This is a genomic window from Desulfoglaeba alkanexedens ALDC, assembly GCF_005377625.1.
Lineage (GTDB): Bacteria > Desulfobacterota > Syntrophobacteria > Syntrophobacterales > DSM-9756 > Desulfoglaeba > Desulfoglaeba alkanexedens.
In genome coordinates, this window is record NZ_CP040098.1 from 1 (window position 1) to 23,044 (window position 23,044).

The 23,044-nt window shown below is 61.5% G+C and carries 21 protein-coding genes and 2 pseudogenes; 10 read left to right on the forward strand and 13 right to left on the reverse strand.

The genetic code is table 11. The features are described from left to right. Positions 1-2: 2 nt before the first annotated feature. The 5 genes and pseudogenes from acs to FDQ92_RS00025 form a co-directional block, all read left to right on the forward strand. Positions 3-1,363, forward strand: a pseudogene (acs, locus tag FDQ92_RS16015) (acetate--CoA ligase); the annotation flags it as partial. A gap of 762 nt (positions 1,364-2,125) precedes the next feature. Beyond that, entirely contained in the window at positions 2,126-2,506 is a 381-nt protein-coding gene (locus FDQ92_RS16020) for a YkvA family protein (protein WP_137422696.1), read from the forward strand. Next, entirely contained in the window at positions 2,419-2,604 is a 186-nt protein-coding gene (locus FDQ92_RS00015; RefSeq protein ID WP_137422697.1) for a J domain-containing protein, read from the forward strand. Before FDQ92_RS16020 ends, FDQ92_RS00015 begins: the two co-directional genes overlap by 88 nt. A gap of 13 nt (positions 2,605-2,617) precedes the next feature. Further along, complete coding sequence (locus FDQ92_RS00020; RefSeq protein ID WP_170180105.1) at positions 2,618-3,199, forward strand: (Fe-S)-binding protein; 582 nt, start codon at positions 2,618-2,620, stop codon at positions 3,197-3,199. An 11-nt stretch (positions 3,200-3,210) separates the two neighbouring features. Further along, positions 3,211-4,065 (forward strand): DUF3786 domain-containing protein, encoded by an 855-nt coding sequence (locus tag FDQ92_RS00025; protein WP_137422699.1) that lies wholly within the window; start codon positions 3,211-3,213, stop codon positions 4,063-4,065. Positions 4,066-4,075: 10 nt separating this feature from the next. On the opposite strand, the gene FDQ92_RS00030 is transcribed toward FDQ92_RS00025, so the two are convergent. The 7 genes and pseudogenes from FDQ92_RS00030 to FDQ92_RS00065 all read right to left on the reverse strand — a co-directional run bounded on the left by FDQ92_RS00030 (position 4,076) and on the right by FDQ92_RS00065 (position 8,692). Next, positions 4,076-4,384: an NUDIX hydrolase gene (locus FDQ92_RS00030; protein ID WP_170180106.1), complete on the reverse strand. Its 309-nt coding sequence runs from the start codon at positions 4,382-4,384 to the stop codon at positions 4,076-4,078. Beyond that, positions 4,381-4,728: a hypothetical protein gene (locus tag FDQ92_RS00035; protein ID WP_137422701.1), complete on the reverse strand. Its 348-nt coding sequence runs from the start codon at positions 4,726-4,728 to the stop codon at positions 4,381-4,383. The genes FDQ92_RS00030 and FDQ92_RS00035 overlap by 4 nt, the downstream gene beginning before the upstream one ends. A gap of 231 nt (positions 4,729-4,959) precedes the next feature. Further along, a complete protein-coding gene (locus FDQ92_RS15825) occupies positions 4,960-5,775 on the reverse strand; it encodes a DUF3418 domain-containing protein (protein ID WP_281276827.1) in 816 nt (271 codons plus the stop codon). A 106-nt stretch (positions 5,776-5,881) separates the two neighbouring features. Beyond that, positions 5,882-7,188: pseudogene (locus FDQ92_RS16360) on the reverse strand (DUF3418 domain-containing protein); the annotation flags it as partial. Beyond that, positions 7,074-7,559 carry a hypothetical protein gene (locus tag FDQ92_RS00055; RefSeq protein WP_137422704.1) on the reverse strand — a complete coding sequence of 162 codons (486 nt, stop codon included), beginning with the start codon at positions 7,557-7,559 and terminating at the stop codon, positions 7,074-7,076. The gene FDQ92_RS00055 and the pseudogene FDQ92_RS16360, both read right to left, overlap by 115 nt. An 8-nt stretch (positions 7,560-7,567) precedes the next feature. After that, positions 7,568-8,056: a helicase-related protein gene (locus FDQ92_RS00060; RefSeq protein ID WP_137422705.1), complete on the reverse strand. Its 489-nt coding sequence runs from the start codon at positions 8,054-8,056 to the stop codon at positions 7,568-7,570. Between the two features lie 84 nt (positions 8,057-8,140). Continuing rightward, positions 8,141-8,692: a DEAD/DEAH box helicase gene (locus FDQ92_RS00065; protein ID WP_137422706.1), complete on the reverse strand. Its 552-nt coding sequence runs from the start codon at positions 8,690-8,692 to the stop codon at positions 8,141-8,143. Positions 8,693-9,382: 690 nt separating this feature from the next. Here FDQ92_RS00065 and FDQ92_RS00070 point away from each other — a divergent pair. Genes FDQ92_RS00070 through FDQ92_RS00080 form a run of 3 tightly spaced genes read left to right on the forward strand, consistent with a single transcriptional unit; the run spans position 9,383 to position 12,922 of the window. Beyond that, complete coding sequence (locus tag FDQ92_RS00070; RefSeq protein WP_211341308.1) at positions 9,383-10,228, forward strand: purine-nucleoside phosphorylase; 846 nt, start codon at positions 9,383-9,385, stop codon at positions 10,226-10,228. Next, a complete protein-coding gene (locus tag FDQ92_RS00075; RefSeq protein ID WP_137422707.1) occupies positions 10,225-11,568 on the forward strand; it encodes an amidohydrolase family protein in 1,344 nt (447 codons plus the stop codon). The genes FDQ92_RS00070 and FDQ92_RS00075 overlap by 4 nt, the downstream gene beginning before the upstream one ends. Beyond that, complete coding sequence (locus FDQ92_RS00080) at positions 11,534-12,922, forward strand: amidohydrolase (RefSeq protein ID WP_137422708.1); 1,389 nt, start codon at positions 11,534-11,536, stop codon at positions 12,920-12,922. Before FDQ92_RS00075 ends, FDQ92_RS00080 begins: the two co-directional genes overlap by 35 nt. 191 nt (positions 12,923-13,113) lie before the next feature. Here FDQ92_RS00080 and nadC read toward each other — a convergent pair whose 3' ends face one another. The 4 genes from nadC to FDQ92_RS00100 form a co-directional block, all read right to left on the reverse strand. Continuing rightward, positions 13,114-13,968 (reverse strand): carboxylating nicotinate-nucleotide diphosphorylase, encoded by an 855-nt coding sequence (gene nadC / locus FDQ92_RS00085; protein WP_137422709.1) that lies wholly within the window; start codon positions 13,966-13,968, stop codon positions 13,114-13,116. 42 nt (positions 13,969-14,010) lie between these two features. Next, entirely contained in the window at positions 14,011-16,686 is a 2,676-nt protein-coding gene (locus FDQ92_RS00090; protein WP_137422710.1) for a valine--tRNA ligase, read from the reverse strand. A gap of 41 nt (positions 16,687-16,727) precedes the next feature. Further along, positions 16,728-17,732 carry a hypothetical protein gene (locus FDQ92_RS00095; RefSeq protein WP_137422711.1) on the reverse strand — a complete coding sequence of 335 codons (1,005 nt, stop codon included), beginning with the start codon at positions 17,730-17,732 and terminating at the stop codon, positions 16,728-16,730. Positions 17,733-17,916: 184 nt separating this feature from the next. Continuing rightward, entirely contained in the window at positions 17,917-18,987 is a 1,071-nt protein-coding gene (locus tag FDQ92_RS00100; protein WP_137422712.1) for a deoxyguanosinetriphosphate triphosphohydrolase, read from the reverse strand. 118 nt (positions 18,988-19,105) lie between these two features. Between FDQ92_RS00100 and lptF the strand changes: the two genes are divergently transcribed. Together lptF and lptG are read left to right on the forward strand one after the other, a co-directional pair. Further along, positions 19,106-20,251: an LPS export ABC transporter permease LptF gene (gene lptF / locus FDQ92_RS00105; protein ID WP_137422713.1), complete on the forward strand. Its 1,146-nt coding sequence runs from the start codon at positions 19,106-19,108 to the stop codon at positions 20,249-20,251. A gap of 76 nt (positions 20,252-20,327) precedes the next feature. Then, positions 20,328-21,404: an LPS export ABC transporter permease LptG gene (gene lptG, locus FDQ92_RS00110; RefSeq protein ID WP_137422714.1), complete on the forward strand. Its 1,077-nt coding sequence runs from the start codon at positions 20,328-20,330 to the stop codon at positions 21,402-21,404. A gap of 11 nt (positions 21,405-21,415) precedes the next feature. On the opposite strand, the gene FDQ92_RS00115 is transcribed toward lptG, so the two are convergent. Both FDQ92_RS00115 and FDQ92_RS00120 read right to left on the reverse strand, forming a co-directional pair. After that, the gene (locus FDQ92_RS00115; RefSeq protein ID WP_246041755.1) at positions 21,416-21,781 is read right to left on the reverse strand and encodes a response regulator; all 366 of its coding nucleotides are present in this window, start codon (positions 21,779-21,781) and stop codon (positions 21,416-21,418) included. Between the two features lie 25 nt (positions 21,782-21,806). After that, complete coding sequence (locus tag FDQ92_RS00120; protein ID WP_137422716.1) at positions 21,807-23,021, reverse strand: glycosyltransferase; 1,215 nt, start codon at positions 23,019-23,021, stop codon at positions 21,807-21,809. Positions 23,022-23,044 lie beyond the last annotated feature (23 nt).

Consider the following 23,044-nt stretch of genomic DNA (forward strand, 5'->3'; position numbering starts at 1 on the left):
GAGGCCGAAAAATCCCTCTCAAGGCCAACACGGACGAAGCTCTTGACAAGTGCCCGGAGGTGGACGGGTGACGTGGTGCGGCATACGGCGGCGACGTCAACATGGTCGCGGGCCGCGACCTATACTGGCACGAACTCATGAAGGACGCTCCGGCGGAATGTCCGCCCGAAACGATGGATGCGGAGGATCCGCTGTTCATTCTCTACACCTCAGGATCGACCGGGAAGCCCAAGGGCGTGCTTCATACCACGGGCGGCTACATGGTCTACACGAGCCTTACCCACCAGTACGTGTTCGACTACAGGAGGGCGACATCTACTGGTGCACGGCGGACATCGGCTGGATCACGGGGCACAGCTACATCGTCTACGGGCCTCTTGCCAACGGCGCCAGGTCGCTCATGTTCGAAGGCGTGCCCAACTACCCGGACTTTTCCCGGTTCTGGCAGGTGGTGGACAAGCACCAGGTGAATATCTTCTATACCGCCCCTACCGCCATCCGAGCCCTCATGCGCCAGGCGACGAACCGGTCCGAAAGACATCCCGCAAATCTCTGAAGCTCCTTGGAACCGTGGGGAACCCATCAACCCTGAAGCCTGGCTCTGGTACTATAACGTGGGTGGGGGAAAAGCGCTGTCCCATCGTGGACACGTGGTGGCAGACGGAAACCGGCGGGATCCTCATCACCCCGCTTCCTGGAGCCACAGACCCTCAAGCCCGGATCGGCCACTCGGCCGTTCTTCGGCGTGCAGCCGGCCATTATCAACCAGGAGGGGCAGATACTTGAAGGCGCCTGTTCGGGCTACCTGGTGATGCTGGATTCGTGGCCCGCCATGATGCGCACGGTTTACGGGGACCACGAACGGTTCAAGACCACCTACTTCGTTCAGTACCCGGGCAAGTACTTCACGGGCGACGGCGCCCGCCGGGACGAAGACGGCTACTACTGGATCACCGGCCGGGTGGACGACGTGATCAACGTTTCGGGCCATCGCCTGGGAACCGCCGAAGTAGAAAGCGCTCTGGTGGCCCACGAGGCTGTGGCGGAAGCGGCGGTCGTCGGCTGCCCGCACGACATCAAGGGTCAAGGCATTTACGCCTATGTGACCCTGGTTTCCGGTGTGGAACCCTCGGAAGAGCTGCGAAAGAGCCTGGCTGAGTGGGTGAGGAAGCAGATCGGCCCCATCGCGACGCCCGACTATATCCAGTGGGCTCCGGCGCTTCCCAAGACACGATCGGAAAAATCATGCGGCGCATAATGCGGGCGCATAGCGCAAGCGACGGTGTCCGACCTGGGTGACACGTCCACCCTGGCTGAACCGGAGGTCGTGGAACATCTGATCCGTAACCGCATGGTCCGCTGACACGCACCGCGTGTTCCGACGGGTGGAAAGGTTCGAGCCCGGGCCGGCGCAACCCATGCTCGAGCTCAAGCAGCCGGACGCGGCTGGCTGTAACACCCCCCGCCCATGGGGGGAATCCGATGAAGGGTCTTCGGGTTCCCCCTTTTCTTTGATCAGCAGGCGCTCGCTCTTTAGGTTGAGTTCCTAAGGCGCCGTCCGGCATTAACTTTTGCGCAAAGTATCTCCTCGTTCCCAAGCTCCGGCTTGGGAACGGCCTGCCCGGGAAGCTCCGGCTTCCCTCCTGCTACAACTGAAACACGCTGTCCTTCCAGGGAACCAGCCAGGATGTCGAAGTGGTGTTTGTGGGTGAAGACCGGGATCCACGCTGCAAGAGTAGATGTGACTAACTAGGGGTGTTCGGGGCCTTTGTTATGGATTTTGTAGCGGGTTCGCATGGGTCACGGGCTCATGGGAATCGAAGCTGGAGCTTCTGCACAGTTGTGTTCCCAAGCTGGAGCTTGGGAACAAGGGAAAGTCCGGCTTTCAGCCGCGATAAACCAACCCCAATGCCCCGCCCACCCCATCGGCCCAAGGGCGGGCCTCCTGCAGCGATGCGGATCGCCGGCAAGCCGGCTCCTACAGGGCATGAGTAGTTATAGGAGCGGCGGCCAAACGAACCGCCCTGGCCGAGAATCCTGGTAGACCTTTGTCTTTTGCGGCGGATGCGATAAGATCCTTGTGCCACAGGCGGCGACAAGGAAGGAGGGCGGACGGCGGCGGACCATGCTGAAACGATTCTGGCCGGTGTTACTCTGGCTGCTCTACTTTGTCTCCCCTGTCGATCTTTTTCCAGATACCGTCTTCGGTCCCGGCTGGACCGACGACGTCGCCCTGCTGGGGCTGCTTTTGGTACTTGAAGCGCCGGAAACGGGAAGCCGAAAGCGAGGGGGAAGGCTCGCGCGGCCGGAGCACGGCCTCCGACCAGGGCCGCGACGAGGACCGGACGGCGGGCACCGCACGTCGGCGGGAAACGCCGGCGGCGCGGGAAAGCTCCACACCGGCGGGACCCCTTCGAAGTGCTGGGCGTACCGCCCGACGCAAGCTGGGATGAGATCCGGTCGGCGTATCACCGACAGGCCAATCGCTACCATCCGGACAAGGTGAGTCACCTCGGGGAAGAATTTCAACAGTTGGCCAAGGAGAAATTCCAGGACATCCAGTGGGCTTATGAAACCATGCGGCGTGAAAAGGGCCGAGGGTGACACGGGAGGAGTCATGGACAGTCGCTTGCATCGAAGAGAAGGCTACACCTTTCAGTTGGTGAATATCGACTGCATGAGGCAGTCCACGCGCTTCAACGTGATCATGGAACTGGACGAGTCGATCGAAGAGCTCCTGCCTTACCTGGCGGCGGTACTCCCAGGCTGTACCTACATCCACGGCTCCGGAGTCATCAGCGTCATGGACGACGGGCATATCGCAGGGATCACCGGCCGTCGGATCACGTTCACCGATGTGGGCGATGAGAACGAAGCCGAAGCGCTGTGCCGGCGCTATTTTGAAACCATTCAGGAAGTCACGTCCCGGAAGGACACTGTGGCTCCTGTATTTGAGAAGCGGCAGGACCTCACGGTGCTTGAGATATTCCGAGCGCTTCCGGCCACCAACTGCGGGGGCTGTGGCTATTCCACGTGCATGGCTTTTGCCGCCGGGGTATTTCGGAGGGAAACCACCATCGAACGTTGCCCTCCCCTGGCCGAAAATCCTCGCCGGTACGCCGCCCTGTTCCATAAGCTGGCGCTCAACGGCCACCGAATCCCAGAGAGCGCTCACCCAGGCCGAGAAACTTTGCGCTGAACGAGGCTCCCATGGACGACGCCACCCAATACACGACCATCCATACGCTGGCCGACCGTTTCGAAGCGGACCTTCTCATGCAGGCCCTCCAGCGGGAAGGGATCCCGGCTATCCTCAGAAGCTTCGAAGAAACGGCCTACGACGGCCTTTTCGTGCCGCAGCGCGGATGGGGGAAGATCATGGTGCCCGAATCGCGGGCGGCGGCGGCCCGCCTGGCGATCGCTGCCATTCTGGAGGACTTGCGGTCGCCAAGGCTTTACGAGGACCCCCAGGAGGTGGATCCGAATCTCTGGCGGCAACTGGAGGCCATGGAACCGGAAAGGATCTGCTCCAACGCGCAGGTTGCCTTCAATCGGGATGCCGGCGCCTACGAAGTCCCGTTCCTGTCGGGAACCCTGCGCTGCTATCCCGCCCTGCGGCGCGTGGAAGCGCTCCGGCCTCTGCCGTCATCCAAGCTGGACTTTCAGCTTCACCTGGTATTGCTGCACTACCTTCTGGAAGCCAAGCCCGGGGGTCTTTCCGGAAAATGGGTGAGCGAAAAGGACCTTCCGGGCGGCCACCTATTTTTCCGCGGCTGCCACGCTTTCCCCACCGCCCGGCTGCTGGAAGCCTTCGGTGAGGATCCGGCGCTGTTCAAGCGAAAGTGCGAACGCCTGGGAGGACACCCGGCACAGGCCGGAGACATGTCTTTCCGCATGTGGCCGTTTCCCAAGGTACCGCTGTTGTTCGTCCTGTGGCTGGGCGACGACGAATTCGACCCGGCGCTTCACATCCGCTTCGACGCCACCGTCCATCATCACCTGCAGGCCCTGGACACCATCTTGGCCATGATCAACGTGGTGTGCCGGAACATGCTGGCGGCATGAAGAGAGGCTCTCACAGCCGGCCGTTCAGATAGGCTTCATCCAGGATTCCTGGAACGAAGGGGCGGCTGGACACGTCGGGCGGAGTGAAGCCGAAGATTTTTTCCAGAAAAAGCAGCACGATCCGGAGGGTGGCTCCCCAGAGCACTTCCACGTCCACGCCGTCTTGGTAGAGGAAACACAAGAAGTCCTGAGTGGTCCGGTTGAGCTTTGCCGCCACCTGGGGATCCACATAGAGGCGATATCGGGTGTAGGCGGATGGATCCAGAAGTGACCGAAGGGGAATAGAGACGATCCGCGTTACTTCCCAGTTGGGTTTCAATCGGTGGCGCCCTTCGATCCAGCCCACCAGCGGATGGATGAGCCTTGGAAAGAGCACGAGCCTTTCCGGCGGAGCACACCCAGGAAGCGCACCCGCAGGGGATTGAGGCGCATTTCTTCCCAGCTTTCCCTCATGCAGGTGGCCAGATGGAGCGCCAGTTTCGCGGCTTCCTCAGGGCAGGTGCGCTTCCACCGGCGCCAGTGAGGCCAGCGGGAGAGCGGAAATCCGGGAAGGGAAAGCAGCCGGGCGAAGATCGGGTCCACACCCTGCTCGGTGGTGCCGCCCGGGCACAGAGATCCCCCGCCTGCTTCACTTTCCGGGATCTCCGGTTGAGTATGAGGCACGGTTTCGCGTTCATGGCCGCCCTGCTGAAGTGGGACAGCAGAGAAGCACCAGCACGCTGGACGATACGAGATCGTCCGTTGCCACGGCGCCGGCCCTTCCGCCACCCCAGGACAACGCGGGGGGGCTCCGAGCACCTTCAGGATATGCCGCTGCAAGCCTTCTGGATCTTCCAGGAGCCGGACGGCGCTTTCATCGATTTGCGGGGGAGGACATCTTCCGTTTTTCGCCTTCTAGTGAGGGATCTGTTCCCATTGCCGCCACTTGTTTTCCAGGCGCTGGGCCGAAACGGGAAAGCGCGTCTTGATTTCAGGGGCGAACAGGCTGATTTTGAATTCTTCTAATAACAGCCGGTACTCGTCAAGGAAAGCCCGCGCTTGCACCGTTTTCGCCTCACCCCCGGCCTCCGCCCGCGAAAGCGCCTCCAGAAAAGGCTCAATCCGTGCGGCCTTGGAACGGTCCTTTTCCGGCGCCACATAAGCGCGTTCCGCTCGAATGCGGAGCCCCTTCAGGTATCGGGGAAGTTCCCTGAGTTCGGAACTCCTCATGTGTTCCAGGAAATCCCCGGGAACCAGTCGCTCCAGTTCCTCCCGAACGGCTTTCAGCCGCTCCAGGGCGGCGTCGTTTCCCTGCGCCTTGGCGTTAAAGCCGGAAAGGACCCGCTGCACCTCGTAACGTTCCCGAACGACCTCCAGCACCTCGCCGCGCCGCTGCTCGGCGAGGCGCCGCAGGTCGTCTTTCAGTTCCAGGATTTTCGCTCGAAACCGGACTTCGTCAGGAGGCTGAGGGTCATGGAGTTCGAAGATTTCCCTCAGGAGATAGATCTGGAGCCTGCGGTCGGCTTCCTTCATGTCCCCCATGAAACGCACCATGAAGGCCATGTCTTTCGGGAACACCCAGTCTTTCCGGAGCGACTTCAGAAGCGGCGCAAAGGCCCACTGGTAGAGCACCAGCAGGCCGTCTCGTGTGGCTCCCTTCGCTTTTTCCGGATCGTCGAACAGCCGGACCGCCACGGTCCGCCCTTCGGCGACGAAGCCGGGTAGGCGCACCGCATGACGCCGTAGGCGTCTTTTCCCAGTTCGATGGTCTGCGGCAGGGGCCGAAGTCCCAAGTGGTGATCCCCTCGCGTTCCCACCGCTTCCGAGCTTCCGTCCAGGCCCGATCTTCGTGGCGCTTTCCGGCCAGTTCCTGCACCGTCTCCAAGTCTCGACCGGACCCCAGTGCCTTTCCGGCCGCATCCACCACGAGAAAACGCATCTTGAGATGAGCGGGCAAGCCTTCCCGGTCCCATTCGTTCACCGACACCGCGACTCCCGAGACTTCCTCCAGGCAGCGGCTCAGTTCCGCATAGAAATCGCCGCGGCGGAAAGGGAGCCGTTCCAGAACCTTTTCTACGGTTTCAGGAATCGGAACGAGCCGTCTCCGAACCGACTTGGGAAGAGAACGTAGGAGAGCCGTCACCTTCTCGGAGATCAACCCCGGGACCACCCATTCAAAGGGTTCGGGCCGAAGCCTGGAAAGCAGGTGGAGCGGCACCGTCACCGTCACTCCGTCCGATTCATCCCCCGGACTGAAGGAATACCTGAGCGGGAGCCTCATGTCCTCGAAATCGAGAGAGCCGGGAAACTGCTCCAACGTCTCCGATTCCGGCGGAAGCGAAGCAGGTCGTCTTCCGACATTCTGAGGACCTCGTCGCCTCCTTGGTCTTTGAGCCACCGGTTGAAGGAGCGGATGTCGGCGATTTCGGGGAGCCGCGCGTCATAGAAGGCGTAGAGCGCCTCGTCGTCCACCAGAAGTTCGCGGCGCCGGATCCGGTCTTCCATGTCGCGGATGCGTTGGATGAGTTTCCGATTGTGTTCCAGAAAGCCGTACTTTCCGGGCATTTCCGCTTCCACCAGCCCGGACCGGATAAAGATTTCCCGGGCTTCCTTCGGCCGAATCCTACCGTAGTTCACGCGGCGGCCGTTTACGATCACAAGACCGTAGAGGGTCACTCGCTCCAGGGCCACCACCTGGCCTCTGCGCTTTTCCCAGTGGGGCTCCTCATAGGAGGACCGGCAGAGGTGTTTTCCGAATTCCTCGATCCATTCGGGTTGAACCTGGGCGGCCGTACGTGCAAAAAGCCGGGACGTCTGGACCAGTTCGGCGGCGACGATCCATTCCCCGCCCCGGTTGAAGAGGCCTGAGCCTGGAAAGAGCATGACCTTGCGGCCCTTGGTTCCGAGGTAGAGGTTCTTTTCCTTCTTCACGGCGATGTTGCTGAGGAATCCGCTGGTAACGGCCCGATGGACGGCCTCGTAACTCACGCCGGGAGGTTCGTCCTGAAGGCGGAATCCTCGAATTTCTTTCATATCTCCACGATCTCGTCGTGCACATCCCGCCATTCGCGCACGCGCCGGTAGGAAAGGAAGTTGTCTTTGCAGAACCTTCGAAGCGCCCCTTGGGAGGGCGCCTGGCGCCATTGATCTTCGCAGGCTCTCCAGATGTTGAGCAGCGTGACGAAATCGGAACGCCGGTCGCGGAAGGCGGCGTGGGCCTGGTCCGCCTGGGCTTCCTTTTCGGCGGGCCTCTCCCTGGGATCCTGAACGCTCAGCGCGGCGCACAGGACGATCATGGGCCGGAGCGCCCCTTCCTCGCGAGCCTGCAGGAGCATGCGCGAGAGCCGGGGGTCCAGGGGAAAGCGGGCCATGAGGCGCCCCATGGGGGTGAGCCGGTCCCGATCGTCGATGGCTCCCAATTCCCGGAGGACCGCGAAACCGTCTTTTACGGCCTGGGGGGCCGGCGGGTCCAGAAACGGGAAATCCCGGACGTCGCCCAAATTCATGGCGAGCATCCGAAGGATCACCTCGGCCAGGTTCGACCGCTGGATTTCAGGGGAGTGAACGCGGGGCGCGCCTGGTAGTCTTCTTCGGCATAGAGCCGGATGCAGATCCCCGGCCCGACCCGCCCGCAGCGGCCCTTGCGCTGGTCGGCACTGGCCCGTGAGATGGAAACGACCGGAAGGCCTTCCGTCCGTGTCCTGGGGTTGTACTGGGAAAGGCGTGCGAGGCCTGTATCCACCACGTAACGGATGCCCGGAATCGTGATGGAGGTTTCCGCCACGTTGGTGGCGACCACAATTTTTTCGCCGGAAACAGGGCGAAAGATCCGCTGCTGGTCGGCTCCCGCGAGCCGGCCGAAAAGCGGCAAGACCTCAGTGTGCGGAAAACGCCTCTCTTCCAAGCGTGCCACCGTTTCCCGGATGTCGCTTTCCGTGGGCATGAAGACGAGCACATCGCCCCGGCAGCCGGACCGCTTCAGTTCCACTACCGCTTCGACCGCCTGGTCCACCGGAGTGTCTTCCCTTCTTCGCGCTACCGGGCGCCGGCGGCCGGTAGCGTACTTCCACCGGGTAGGTTCGGCCGGAGACTTCGATCATGGGGGCCCGCCGAAGGCCTCGGAAAACCTTTCGGGGTCGATGGTGGCTGAGGTGACGATGACCTTGAGGTCCGGTCGCTGCGGCAGGGTCCGGCGGAGCATCCCCAGGAGGAAGTCGATGTTGAGGCTGCGCTCGTGGGCTTCGTCGATAATCAGTGTGTCGTAGGCTCGAAACAGCCGATCTCGCTGGGCTTCGGCCAGCAGGATGCCGTCGGTCATGAACTTGATGCGGGTGGTCCTCGAAGTGCGGTCCTGGAAGCGTATCTTGTAGCCCACCAGGGAGGCGCCTTTTTCGCCCAGTTCCTCCGCCACACGCCGGGCGAGGGTCACCGCGGCGATCCGACGCGGCTGGGTGATCCCGATGAAACCCGCCCGCCCCCGGCCCGCTTCCAGGCACATCTTGGGAATCTGAGTGCTCTTTCCGGAACCCGTGTCGCCGGTCACCACCACCACCTGGTGGTCCAGGATCGCCCGGACGATAACGTCCCTTCGATCCGTGATGGGCAGATCCACCGGGTATCGAAGATGTGAGATGTTCCATTCCGACATGCTGTCTATGGAAAAAAGGCTCCACGTTCTCAACGGGCGATCATGGTCCGCATCATGTCGCCTGGATTTTCGGCGTGACTGCTGATGTCTTTCATGTATCCCACAAAACGCACCAGATGGAAAGCCCCCCAGGACAAGCAGTACGATTTCCCCTCGTTCCCAAGCTCCGGCTTGGGAACGGCATTATGGGGATCGAAGCTGGAGCTTCTGCACAGTTGTGTTCCCAAGCTGGAGCTTGGGAACAAGGTGGAAAATCCCCTCCCCTCCCTTAGTCCCCTCCCACAAGGGGAGGGGAAATAGAATTTGGCATCAGATATCCCCTCGTTCCCAAGCTCCGGCTTGGGAACGGCCTGCCCGGGAAGCTCAAGCTTCCCTCCTGCTACAGCTGAAACGCGCTGTCTTTCCATGGAGCCAGCCGGGATCTCGAAGTGGTCTTTGTGATGGATTTTGCAGCGGGTTCGCATGGGTCACGGCTTCATGGGGATCGAAGCTGGAGCTTCTGCACAGTTGTGTTCCCAAGCTGGAGCTTGGGAACAAGGTGGAAAATCCCCCCCTCCCCTTAATCCCCTCCCACAAGGGAGGGGAAATAGAATTTGGCATCAAATATTAGGTCTGTTATTTTCTACACTACCAATTTTTTTGTAGGTTGATTCCGGACGCAGCGCATCCACGGCGGAGAGGGGTCGGAGCGTGGAAGACATCGAGCGAAGGGTGCGGGAAGCGGCGGATGCGGTGGCCGACCGCCTTAGGGTCCGAGCGGAAACCGCTTTGATCCTGGGAACAGGGCTCAGCGGAGTGGCCGACGCCATGGACCTGGAGGGCGGCCTGGACTACCGGGAAATTCCCCACCATCCCGTCTCCACCGTCCCCAGTCATCGAGGGCGCCTCCTGTGGGGTCACTGGGCCGGAACCCCCCTCATCGCCCTCCAGGGGCGGTTCCACCTTTACGAAGGCTACGCTCCGGCCGTTATCGCCTTTCCCATCCGTCTCCTGGCCGCCCTGGGAGTGAAGACCGTGCTGCTGTCCAACGCCGCCGGAGGCCTCAACCCGCTGTTCGAAGCCGGCGACCTCATGGTTATCACTGACCACATCAACTTCACAGGACGAAATCCCCTGGTGGGGGTCAACATCGACGCATGGGGCCCCCGTTTTCCGGACATGACCGAACCTTACGACCGCCGCCTGCGGGAAATGGCCCGAGCGGCAGCCATGGAAGAGCACATCCCATTGAGGGAAGGGGTCTACGTGGGAGTGCTCGGGCCCAGCATGGAAACCGCCGCCGAAACGCGGCTGCTGCGGGCCGCAGGTGCCGACGCCGTGGGCATGTCCACCGTCATGGAAGTGATCACGGCGGTGCACGCCGGCATGAAGGTCCTCGGCGTTTCGGTCATCACCAACGTCAACCGCCCGGACTGCTATGAACCGGCTCCCCTCGAAAAGGTCATTCAGACAGCCACGGCGGCCGGACCCCGGTTGATGCGTCTTTTTCAGGCGGTGCTGAAGTCAACGACGCAAGCCACGGGCGGCACTCAATGACCGACAACGAAAGGAATCAGGACCCGCCGGCGGAAAACGCCGATCTTGTTATCAGCGGCGGCCGGGTGTTGACTTTGAACGACCGGAACGAAATCTTCGACCCGGGCACCGTGGCCGTGGGTTCGGGAAGGATCCTTGCGGTGGGCCCATCCGAAGCCCTTTCCGCCCGCTTCACCGCTCGCCGTGTCATGGACGCCGCCGGCTGCGTCGTGCTGCCCGGCTTGGTGAACGCCCACACCCACGCGGCCATGACCCTGTTTCGCGGCCTCGCGGACGACCTCCCCCTCCTGGAATGGCTCCAACGGCACATCTTTCCCGCCGAGGCCCAGCTCACCGAAGAATGGGTCTACCGCGGAACGCTACTCGCCTGCGCCGAAATGATCCTTTCCGGAACCACCACCTTCTGCGACATGTACCTGTTCGAACACAAGGTGGCGGAAGCGGCGAAGGCCGCGGGCATGCGGGCTCTCGTGGGCGAAGTCCTCTACGACTTCCCTTCTCCGCATTACGGGCCCATCGAAAACGGCCTTAAGTTCACGGAAGCCCTCGTCCAAGAGTGGAAGGGCGACCCGCTCATCTCTGTGGCCGTGGAGCCTCACGCCCTGTACACCTGTTCGCCGGAACTCCTCCGACGCTGCCACGACCTGGCGTGCCGCCTCGACACCCGCCTCATTGTCCACCTTTCCGAAAGTGAGGCGGAAGTGGCGCAGATCCGGGAACGCTACGGGCACCGCCCGGTGGAACACCTGGAAAGGCTCGGGGTACTGAGCGAACGGCTCATCGCCGACCATTGCGTGGCTTTGAGTCCCTCCGATATCGAAATGCTCGCCTTCCACCGGGTCAACGTGGTCCACAACCCGGAAAGCAACATGAAGCTCGCCTCCGGCATCGCCCCGGTCCCGGCGTTGCTTGCCGCCGGCGTGAACGTCGCCCTGGGAACCGACGGCTGCGCCAGCAACAACAACCTGGACCTCTTCGGGGAAATGAACACCTGCGCCACGCTCCACAAGCTGGCCGCCCTGGATCCCGCCGTACTGCCGGCCCAGGTCGTGCTGCGCATGGCCACGCGAAACGGAGCCGCCGCCCTGGGTCTCGGCCACACCGTCGGGCAAATCACAGCCGGCTACTTTGCCGACATTATCGTTGTCGATTTTCAGCGGCCTCATCTGACGCCCGTCTACGATCCCATAAGTCACCTGATCTACGCGGCCAAAGGGTCCGACGTCCGGCACGTGATCATCCACGGCCGGGTGGTCCTCGAAGACGGAAGGCTCCTCACCCTGGACGTGGAAGAAGTGATGGCCCATGTCCGATCCATCGCGAAAAAGATCGCATCGTGATGTACCTCGTGCCGAGGTGCCTCAGCAAGTCGACTGGCTGCTGAGTCCCGTCGAGTGGTTGGTGACCTGCGACGAAGCCTTTCGGGTGTGGGCTCCGGGAGCCGTCGCCGTACGGGGAGACACCATCGTCGCCGTCGGTTCACGAGATGCCGTGGAAGGTTCGTTTCGAGGCCGGAGGCGAAAGGACCTCTCCGGATGCATTGTATGCCCCGGACTCGTGAACACCCACGTGCACGGGGCCATGAGTGTCTTTCGCGGCATCGCAGACGATCTTCCACTCCAGAGATGGCTTAAGGAAATCATCTTTCCCATCGAGGCGGCTCACGTGAACGCCGATCTGGTCTACCTGGGAACCCTCCTTTCGACCGTCGAAATGATCCTTGGAGGAACCACGACGTTCTGCGACGGCTATTTCTTCGAAGGCACAGCGGCCGTAGCGGTGCGGGATTCCGGAATACGGGCGGTCCTCGGCCAGGGAATTCTCGGTTTTCCCACACCCGACCAGCCCGACCCATCCAAGGCCATGGATCGCGCAACGGCCTTCCTGAAATCCTTTCCGTCCGGCAACCACCGCCTGAGGCCGTCGCTTTTCTGCCACGCCCCTTACACCTGCAGCCCGGAAACCCTACTCTGGGTCAAGGGAATTTGCCGGGAACACGGCTGCCTCTTCCAGACCCATCTTTCCGAAACCCGCTCCGAAGTGGAAGACCTGACGCGAAAATACGGCAGGCGACCCGTGATCTTTCTGGATGATCTGGGTATCCTGGACGCCGGCACGCTTTGCGCTCACGCGGTGTGGGTCGACGAAGAGGAAATCGCCCGGCTGGCGGAGCGCCGCGTCGCCGTTTCTCACAATCCGCAAAGCAACATGAAGCTCGGCGCCGGAGCCGCCCCGGTTCCTCGAATGTTGGAAGCGGGCCTGACCGTGGGGCTCGGAACCGATGGTTGCGCCAGCAACAACGACCTGGACCTCTTCGGGGAAATGGCCGCCGCCGCGCGGCTCCACAAGGTGGTCACGGGAAACCCCGTGGCCTGCAGCGCACAGCAGGTGCTTCGGATGGCTACTCGAATGGGAGCACGGGCACTGGGGTGGGATTCGGACATAGGGAGCATCGAAGCCGGGAAGAAGGCGGACCTCATCGCCGTCGACTGCCGCAGCCCGCATCTGACGCCCCTCTATGACCCTGTGTCGCACCTGGTCTACGCGGCGCGATCCAGCGACGTGAGCCTCGTTTGGGTGGGCGGCGATCTGGTGGTCGAAGACGGGAAAATCCGGACGGTGGACGAGGAAAAACTCAGGCGGGAAGTGGCGGCCCTGGCCCGCCGCATTTCAAGGTCCCTGACGTTTCGCTAAAGCATTGGTAGCGTTCTAAAAAGGTTAACGAGGGTCAAAAAATCCCCCTCTCCCTTGATGGGAGAGGGTTGGGGTGAGGGTGATAAAATCAATGTATGTCAATTAGTTACGTTCCCCTCCCCTTAATCCCCTCCCGCAAGGGGAGGGGAAATAAAATTTGGCATCAAATATTAGGTCTATTATTTTCTAGGCTACCTAAGCATTTCCAGGCTCAGGTCGACGGCCCGCGGCGAATGGGTGAGCGCCCCGGAGCTGATGAAATCCACGCCCGTTTCGGCCACGGCGCGGACGGTTCCCACCGTGATGCCTCCGGATGCCTCAAGGAGCGCTCGTCCGCCGGCGCGTCGGACCGCTCTACGGAGATCCTCCACGGCGAAGTTGTCGAGGAGAATCACGTCGGCTCCTGCGTCCAGGGCTTCGTCCAGCTGCAGTAGTGTGTCCACTTCCACTTCGATTTTCAAGGTGTGTGGTGCATGGGATCGGGCCCGCTTTACGGCTTCACGAACGCCTCCGGCTGCCGCGACGTGGTTGTCCTTGATGAGGACGCCGTCGAAAAGCCCGAACCGGTGGTTCCAGCCTCCGCCGTGTCGCACCGCTTCCTTTTCCAGGTCGCGCCACAGCGGCGTGGTTTTCCGCGTGTCCAGAATGCGGCAGCCGGTGCCTGAGACGGCGTCCACCATGAGCCGCGTTGCGGTGGCGACTCCCGAAAGACGCTGGACCAGGTTGAGAGCCAGGCGCTCGCCGGTGAGGATCGAGGCGGTCCGTCCTTGGATCCGGAACACCTCCGCGTCCCGGGGAACCGCGTCGCCATCCGCGTAGGGCTCCTCAATATCCAGTTCAGGGTCGATGAGGTGAAAGACGCGCCGGAACACGCAGGATCCTGAGAGGACGAAAGGCTCCCGAGCGACAACCCGCGCCCGGCTCTCCCGCTCGGAAGGCACCACCGCTCGAGTGGTCACGTCGCCCGGTCCGATGTCTTCGCGAAGCGCCAGGATCAATCGGTCATCCAGGTCGCTGGAAAAACCCGCATCGCCCCGGTTTTCCATGCGTTTCTCCCCCAACGGCTGTCGCCTCCCCTACCCTGAGGGTCAGTGAACGGCGGCGCTCTGGCGGATGGTTTCGATGCGGCTGAAATGAACCCGCATCTTTGCAATCTTCTCGCCGAGCCGCGCGGCCTTTTCCTTTTCTTTTTCTACGACGTCCGATGGGGCCTTGGTCAGGAAGTCTTCGTTGGAGAGCTTCTTGCGCGCGGCGACGATCTCTTTTTCCAGCTTCGTGATCTCCTTCTGCAGGCGCTGCGCCTCGCTTTCGAAATCGAGGATCCCTTCGAGGAGCACGAAGATTTCGGCGCCGCCGGTCACGGCGCTTGCCGCCACCCTCGGCTTGCCGCGCGTTCCGGTCGGCGCCGCCTCCAGGCGCGACAGCCGGGCCAGGTCTTCCACCATGAACCGGTAGGCGTCCAACAGCGCGGCATCTTCCGCCCTTTCGCACAGGCACACCACCTCCAGGCGGGCCGACGGCGCGACGTTCATCTCGCCCCGAATGTTCCGGATGTTCGTAATGACCTCCATCAGAAGACCCATGCGGGCCTCGGCTTCGGCGTCCACTCTTGATTCTTCCACAAGCGGGAAAGGCTCCCACATGATGGTTTCCCGAGCTTCCGGAAGCCGCTGGTAGATTTCTTCCGTAACGAAGGGCATGACGGGGTGGAGCATCACGAGGATCTTCCGCAGGATCTGCGCGGCGACCGTCTGAGCGATGGCTTTAGCTCGGGGGTCGTCGCCGTAGAGGTCCGGCTTGATGATCTCGAGATACCAATCGCAGTATTCATGCCAAAAAAACTGATAAAGCGTCTGAGCGTAGACGTTGAAATGGTAACCCTCCAGAGCGGCTTCCACGTCCTTTATGACCTGCTGCAGCCGGCTCAGGATCCAACGGTGACCGAGCCGTTCCGGATTCTCGGGGATTTCGTGCGTAAGGCTTGAACCTTTTAGGTTCATCAGGACCAGCCGGGCGGCGTTCCAGATCTTGTTCACGAAATGGCGGTAGCCTTCGATGCGGTCTTCGGACAACTTGATGTCCCGCCCCTGGACGGCGAAGGCGGTGAGCGCGAAGCGGAGGGCGTCGGTACCGTAACGGTCCATCATCACCAGTGGATCGATGACGTTCCCCTTGGACTTGCTCATCTTCTGCCCTTGGGCGTCTCTCACCAGGGCATGGACGTAGACATCGCGGAACGGGACTTCCTGCATGAAGTTGAGGCCCATCATCATCATGCGGGCGACCCAGAAGAACAGGATATCGAAGGCGGTGACGAGAACCGAGGTGGGGTAGAACTTGTGCAGCTCCGGGGTGTTCTCAGGCCATCCCATGGTGGAAAAGGGCCACAGGGCCGAACTGAACCAGGTGTCGAGCACGTCTCCGTCTTGGTCGAGGCGGTCGCCGCCGCAGGCCTGGCAACGGTCGGCGTCTTTCAGCGAAACGTTGACCCCGCCGCAATCCCGGCAGTACCACGCAGGAATGCGGTGCCCCCACCAGATCTGCCGGCTGATGCACCAGTCCTCGATGTTTTCGAGCCAGTTGAAGTAGTCCCTTTCCCACTTTTCGGGAACGATCCGAGTATCTCCCCTCTTGACGGCTTCCATGGCTCTTTCGGCCAGCGGCTTGGTCTTCACGAACCACTGGAGGGAAAGCATTGGTTCCACGGCGCTGCGGCAGCGGTAACAGTGGCCGACCCGATGCGTGTAATCCTCCACCTTTACCAGGAAACCGCCTTTTTTGAGATCCTCCAGGACACGCTTCCGGCAGGCGTAGCGATCGAGTCCCCGGTACGCGCCAGCTTCTTCGGTCATGGCACCGTTTTCACCGATGACCCGGTAGAGAGGCAGGCCATGCCTCTGTCCGATCTCGAAATCGTTGAAATCGTGGGCGGGCGTGATCTTGAGGGCTCCAGTACCGAATTCCCGGTCCACGTACGGGTCGGCGATGACCGGGATGGCCCGGTCGGCCAGCGGGACGAGCACCTGACGACCGACGGCGTCGGCGTAGCGCGGGTCTTCCGGGTGGACCGCCACCGCCGCGTCTCCCAGCATGGTTTCCGGCCGCGTGGTGGCCACCACCAAGGCCCGCTTTCCGTTCAGCAGGGGATAGCGCACATGGTAGAGGTGGCCCGCCACTTCCTCGCCTTCCACCTCGATGTTGGCGAGTGCCGTCATGCAGCGCGGGCACCAGTTGATCATCCGTTCGCCGCGGTAGATGAGGCCGTCTTCATAGAGGGTGACGAAGACGCGGCGGACGGCGCGGGAAAGGCCTTCATCCATGGTGAACCGTTCGCGGCTCCAATCGCACGACGCTCCCAGCCGCTTCAACTGGTTGATGATGATCCCGCCGTATTTTTCCCGCCACTGCCATACCTTCTCAAGGAACGCCTCCCGGCCGACATCGTGGCGGGTGAGGCCTTCCCGGCTAAGTTCCCTTTCGACCACGTTCTGCGTGGCGATGCCGGCGTGGTCCGTTCCCGGTACCCAGAGGACTTCGAAGCCCTTGAGGCGCTTGTACCGGGCGAGAATGTCTTGGATCGTGTTGTTCAACGCGTGGCCCATGTGAAGCTGGCCGGTCACGTTGGGAGGAGGAATCACCATGCTGAAAGACGGTCGGTCGGAGGCCGGGTTCGCTCGAAAGCAGTCCAGTTTCAGCCATCGCTCGTAACAGCGCGGTTCCACGTCTTCGAATTCATAGGTCTTGGGCAGGGTGCCGTCGTTCATCGAATCGCTCCCTAAAAACCCTTTCCGCCGGGGAAAACCCGTTAATCGTTCTGCGCCTTCAGTTTCTCGATTTCCTCCTGAAGGACCGTTTTGACGATTTCCGGAAGTTTCGCTTCTACCATCTGATGGAGCACGGAGGCCAGCCGGGACTCAAGCGCATCGATCGTTTTATCCCAGTCGTCCGTCTCCGTTGGAGCGGCCGACGTCTCCCCGCTCACGGCCGGCACCCCCGCGGCTTCTTCTTCCGATTCCGGACCCGGCACCAAGGCCATCCCCGCCACATCCTCGACAGGTCCCTGCGGCACCGCCGACTCCGACTCCTCGACAATCCCCTCCATGACCGGCATTTCCTCCTCTTCGCTCATCGAGGTCGCAGCGGCCGGTTCTTTTGAAGGTTCGGCGGCGGCTTCCGCTTCGGAACGTTCCTCAACCGCGTCTCCCCGCTCCGGTTTTTGCGCGGGCTCCGCCGCCCCGGTCGCCCTGTCCTCGTTTAGAAGCGCCGCAATGTCTTCGTCGAGATCCAACTCGGCATCCAGCACATCCAGAAAATCCCGGTCCACTTCGGCCTCTTCGGGAAGCTTCCCCGGCTCCTCCATAAATTCCTCCCGGGACTCCTCCACGACCTCTTTGCCGACGTCTTCGAGGATTCCCGCCTCCTCGCGCGGCGCTTCTTCTCCCGCTTCCCGGTCGCCGCCCCGGCGTTCCGTTTCGCCGCCCAGGAGCGACTCGAACTCTTCGCTCAGCGATACATCCTCCCCGGCTTCCTCGTCGAAGCCCGAGAAGCTTTCCAGTTCATCGTGAAGGAGCGCCTTTTCGGAGTCATCGTCCGGAACATCCTCGTCTTCAAACAGGGAAAGCTCTTCTTGCCCAAGGAGCAGTTCCTTCTCTTCCCGCCCGGCCCGGGGTTCTTCGTCCAAATCGGGCTCCGGCACCTCCACCACGTCATTGAGCTCGATGACTTCGTCGTCTTCCAGGTCTTCGAAACCTTCGAAAAGCTTTCCCGTCGCTTCGGTTTCCGCGTCGGGGCTACGCTTCTTGCGCTTCATGAGCCTTCTCCCTGTTGGAAAGTACAAAAAGCCCCCGCCCTGTGCCTCGAACGAGACCCGGGCGGCGGCCTCTCTTGCGGTTGAAGCAGCAGGTCACCGATAGCATGCAACGAATTTTTCCGTCAAGCGGATTGCCGGGAGGGGTCCGCCCCGGGATGGCGACCCGGATGCAACCCGGAACCGGTCACAGCTTCATCCAGGGCCGCGGAAGGAAGAGGCTCTTGAAAAGCTCCAAGGCATACCTGTCCGTCATGCCCGCTATGTGGTCGCACACCCGCTGTTCGCGCCGGACACCGGGCGCGAGCGGCCCGATCTCCTTCTCGAAGATCCGGTCGTCATTCATGAACAGCTCGTAGAGGTCAACGATCACCTTGCGGGCGCGTTCGAATTCGGCGAGGATCTGCGGCATGTCGTAGACCCGATCGAAAAGAAAGGCCCTAAGGCGCTCGACCTGCTCCAGCATGGCAGGACTCAGCCGGATCTCGGACAGCCCCGACTCCAGACTCGCCCGAACCGTATCCCGAACCAGCGTATGGATCCGCTCGCCATGGGTCGCTCCCAGGCTGCGGCGGATATCCTCGGGAACGTCTTCCGGTCTCAGTATATCTGCGCGAATCGCGTCGTCCAGGTCGTGATTGAGATAAGCTACGATATCGGCGACGCGCACAACCTGGCCTTCGAGCGTCATGGGCCGAAGGTCGGGTTCCGTGAGGATGGGATGCGACCGTCCTTTAGAATGCTTCAGGATGCCGTCACGGACTTCATGGGTCAAGTTCAGCCCGCGCCCGTCCTTTTCAAGATGATCGACGACCCGGAGGCTCTGGCGGTTGTGATGGAACCCTCCCGGGACAATTTCGTTTAGCACCCGTTCGCCGCCGTGGCCGAAAGGCGTGTGCCCCAGGTCATGGCCGAGGGCGATGGCTTCAATGAGGTCTTCGTTCAGGGCCAGGGCACGGCCGATGGTTCGAGCGATCTGCGATACTTCCAGCGTGTGGGTGAGGCGGGTCCGGTAGTGGTCTCCGGTTGGGGAAAGGAAGACCTGGGTCTTGTGTTTGAGGCGCCGGAAGGCCTTACAATGGACGATCCGATCCCGGTCCCTCTGGAAGGCGGTGCGGAGAGGGCATTCGGCTTCGGGCCGCCGCCGGCCCAGCGTTTCCGCACTCTTGGCGGCCTGGGGCGCCAGGAACACCCGCTCCCGCTCCTCGATCCAGCCGCGCACATGATCGGTTTGATCCGGCTTTCCCCGGTTGAGCATTGACCTGGGTGCCTCCTTTTCGCTATCACTAAGCGCCTGCGGAAAACCACAGGCAGGACTCCCCGGTTATTGCCGGAACCTTCAGACGGATTCGAGGAGCTTCGAGATCGCACAGACCATGGGATGGATTCTCTACCGCTACATCGTCCGGGAGCAGGTCATGCCCGCCGCCATCTGTTTTTTTGGACTCGTCATGGTCCTGGTGGCCGGCCGGCTCATGCAACTGACCTCCTACCTCTTTTCGTCTTCCATCACCTGGTTCGATCTGCTGGAGATCATGGGTTTGGCCGTTCCGAAGCTGATGCTTTACGCCCTGCCCATGGCCACGCTCCTTGGCACCCTGCTCGCCTTCCTCCGCCTCAACAACGACAACGAGCTGACGGCCCTCAAGGTGGCCGGGCTGGGGTTCAGGCAGTTCGCCCCCGCCGTCCTGACCGTGGCCCTCGTGACAACGCTGCTTTCCTTTTACACCTCCCTCTGGCTCGTGCCAACCGCCAATCTGGAATTCCGCGAGAAGCTCGCTTCCCTGGGGAAGGCGGTACTTCCCGCGCTGCTTCGCGAAGGCATGTTCATCGATGCCATTCCCAACTTAGTCTTTTTTTTCAAGCACGTGGAACCAGAGAGCTTTCGCATCGAAGGCGTGTTCATCCACGACGGACGCGATCCTCAACTGAGCGCGTCGATCGTGGCCAAGCGGGCCCAGATCCTGAACTACTCGACGCGGAACACCCTTGTGCTGCAGGCGGCCGACGGGGTGATCACCAGGGTCGGCCGCAACCTCACGGATGCCCAAGCGGTGGCCTTCGAAGATTACCAGTTTGTACTGCCTCTGGACCAGCTGTTTCGGGAATCGAAATCTCAAAGAAGGGACGAATTGACCCTGGAGGAACTCTTCGCCGCCTATGACGCGACGGGCGACGCACGGTATGCCATGGAAGCTCATATCCGGTTTTCGCTCCCCGTGGCCTGCCTCCTTCTGGCCATGGCGGCCGCCCCTCTGGGTGCGCTTTTCCAGCGGGGAAACCGCCTGGCCGGCGTGAGTCTGGGGATCGCCCTGTTTCTGGCCTATTATGTCGTTCTCTCGGCCGGCAAAGGACTGGGTGAACAAGCCGTCATCCCGCCCTGGCTTGCGGTCTGGCTTCCCAACCTGGCGGTGTTCGCCCTGGCCGCCGCACTGTGGACCAAGACGCACCGGGAAATCCCGTTCACCAGGCTGCCATCTTTGACGGAGCAGCTCAAACGCCGCGTGAGGCGCACCCGATGAAGTCCCCGGCGGTGACGTTTTCGTCCGCGAAGTCCCCCTGCGGGCCGTACCGGGCCCGCCTGAGGTCAGGCTCACCATGAAGCTGTTGACCCGTTACGTTCTCCGCCATTTCCTTTCCTTTTTCGCCATGGCCCTCTTCGGATTCGGCGGCATCTACATGGTGGTGGACTTCTTCGAAAAATTCGACGACGTCCTGGAAAGACAGGCCTCCATGGCCGATGCGGCACTCTACTTCCTGCTGAAGCTCCCCCTCATCCTGAACCAAGGCATCCCCATGGCCGTTCTTCTGGCTACTCTGATCGGCCTGGGCATCCTGGAAAGAAACCGCGAACTGGTGGCCATGCGATCGGCGGGCATCGGAGTCCGTACCTACGCCGCACCCATCCTGGGCGCAGCGCTCGTGATTTCCGGCCTCACGTTCGTGCTCGGTGAAACCCTGGCCCGGGACTTCAACCGCCGGGCTCAAGAAGTCTGGGACCACCGCATCGAAGGCCGCGACCGCTCCCTCGGATGGCTCAGTGAAAACATCTGGTATCGCGGCGAAGAGGTCATCTACCGGATCCGTCTCTACGACGTACGGTCCCAGAAGCTTCACGGCGTTTCCCTTTATTTCCTGGACGACGCCTTCAACTTGAAGGAACGCCTGGAGGCCGAAGAATTGCGATGGGAGGGCTCAGAGTGGACGGCCCACAAAGGGGCCTTATTGAGGTACGGTCCGGAGGAGATCGAACAGGAGGTGTTCGAGGTAAGAAAGTTGGCGCTGGCCGAAACCCCGGCGGACTTCACGAGGCTGGACGCGCTTCCCCAGGAACTGGACTGGTTCGAACTGTACCGCTACACCCGAAAACTCATGGAAGACGGCTACGACGCAGCCCCCTACCGCGTGGAACTTCACACCCGTGTAGCCTTTCCTCTCATGTCCGTCATCCTGGCCGTGATGGGCATCGCCATTTCGCTTCGTACGGGCCGTTACGGGGGCATCGCCATGGGCATCGTTCTGGCCCTGGTAGCGGCCTTTGTTTACATCATGGTACTGCAGCTGGGATCATCGCTCGCCACCGCCGGCATTCTTCCGCCGACGGTGGGCGTGTGGGCTGGAAACGTCCTTTTCACGGCCCTGGGATGGCACCTTTGGGTGAAGGCCCGCCAGTGAAGCCGGCCCCTTCAATCAGGAAGCCGGGTTTCGAGAGCCATGGCGATCTTCTTTTTCAGTTCCGTCAGGTCGAAGCTCTTCACCACGTAATAGTCGGCGGCAATGGACTTGGCGTCTTCCTTGAAAGTATCGTAAGCGGTCGAAAGGATCACGGGGAGGTCGTAGAAGCGGTTTCGGATATCCTGCAACAGGTCGAGCCCGTCGTAGTCCACCATCTTGATGTCGAGGATGACCAGGTCCGGCCGCTCCGCCTCGATCCTTTCCATGAGCTTGTGTCCGCTTTCCGCCGTGATCACCTCATAGCCGGCCTCCTTGAGCTCCTCGGAATAGAGCAGCCGAATATGCTCTTCATCGTCGACCACCAATATTTTCGGCATCAGCAACCTCCCTTGCCTATTTTAATCAACGCCATCGTTCCACGAGATAGGATTTGTTTTCCTCAAATATGGTACAGGTCTCTTCCACGTGTTCTTCGGCCTGCTGGATGGAGATCCGTTCCGTCCGGTTGGCGTAGGAAACCACTTTGCCCAGATACAAGGGAAGGATGGAATCGATCACCCGGGTCCGCTCCGCTTCGTCGCGGTCGCGATAGGCCAGAGCTGCGGAAAAAAGGACCAGCCCCCAGGTGTGGCTGGGGAAAGAAAAGTGAGGCAGCTCCAGGCTTCGGATTTCCTGGATCTTGTTGAAAACCGCCGGTTCGAAGATTTCACGCCAGACCGGCTGGTATTCTTCGAATCCCTGGAGGAAGCGGGCGTGCAGGCGGCCCATGTTGATTTCCACCTGGGGCGCCACCTCCGTATCCTGACCGTCCATGCTGAAGAGGGCGGTCGGTTTGCTCCATTTTACGATCCGCCAGAAGTCGGCGTAGGCCACCATGAGATCAAAGATGGTGGCCAGTGTCTGGCGGAACCGGAGGGTGACCTGGGCGAAGGGGTCATTGGCGCGGTGCCGCTTAGGAGCCCCGATGACAGACTGGCATACGGGGACGCGTGCGGTGAGCGCCAGTGTTCCCACGCAAACATCAATCCCGAACTGGTCCATCGCGGCCGTCCACACGGGCGGATTGAGAAAGACGTCCACCAGGTCGCCGCGGAACGCGCAGTCTCCGGCGTTCATCTGCCGCACCCGGCGGCCGTAAAGGCAACGGGTCAGCGGATAGACAATGGCGGTATTCAGGGTGTCTTCGTACTTGTGCCGCAGATAAATGGGAGCCACGTACCCCGCTCCCCTGAGCACCGGTTCGGCCATGCACTTGATCCAGGAGGGCGCCAGGTTGGTGATGTCCGCTTCGAACACCACCACCGCCTTGGCCTGGAGTTCCTTCGCCTTATGGAAAAGCATCCTGAGGTTGGCGCCTTTGCCGCGAACTCCCGGCTCCGTGGTCAGGTAGATCTTGGGGACCTGAGTCGATGAGGACAAAAACGCCGCACGAGTCCCGTCGGCCGAATAATTGTCACAGTTGACGATGACCGCATCCATGTCCCCGTAAAACTCGCGGATACCTTGATCCAAACGTTCCACCGTCTGGGCGATGGTTGAGGCTTCATTGAACGACGGAACCGCCACCAACAGCTCGGCCCTCGTGATGCCCTGAGGGTTCTCCTCCTCGTAATACACCTTCGCTGACTCCACCATAGCAC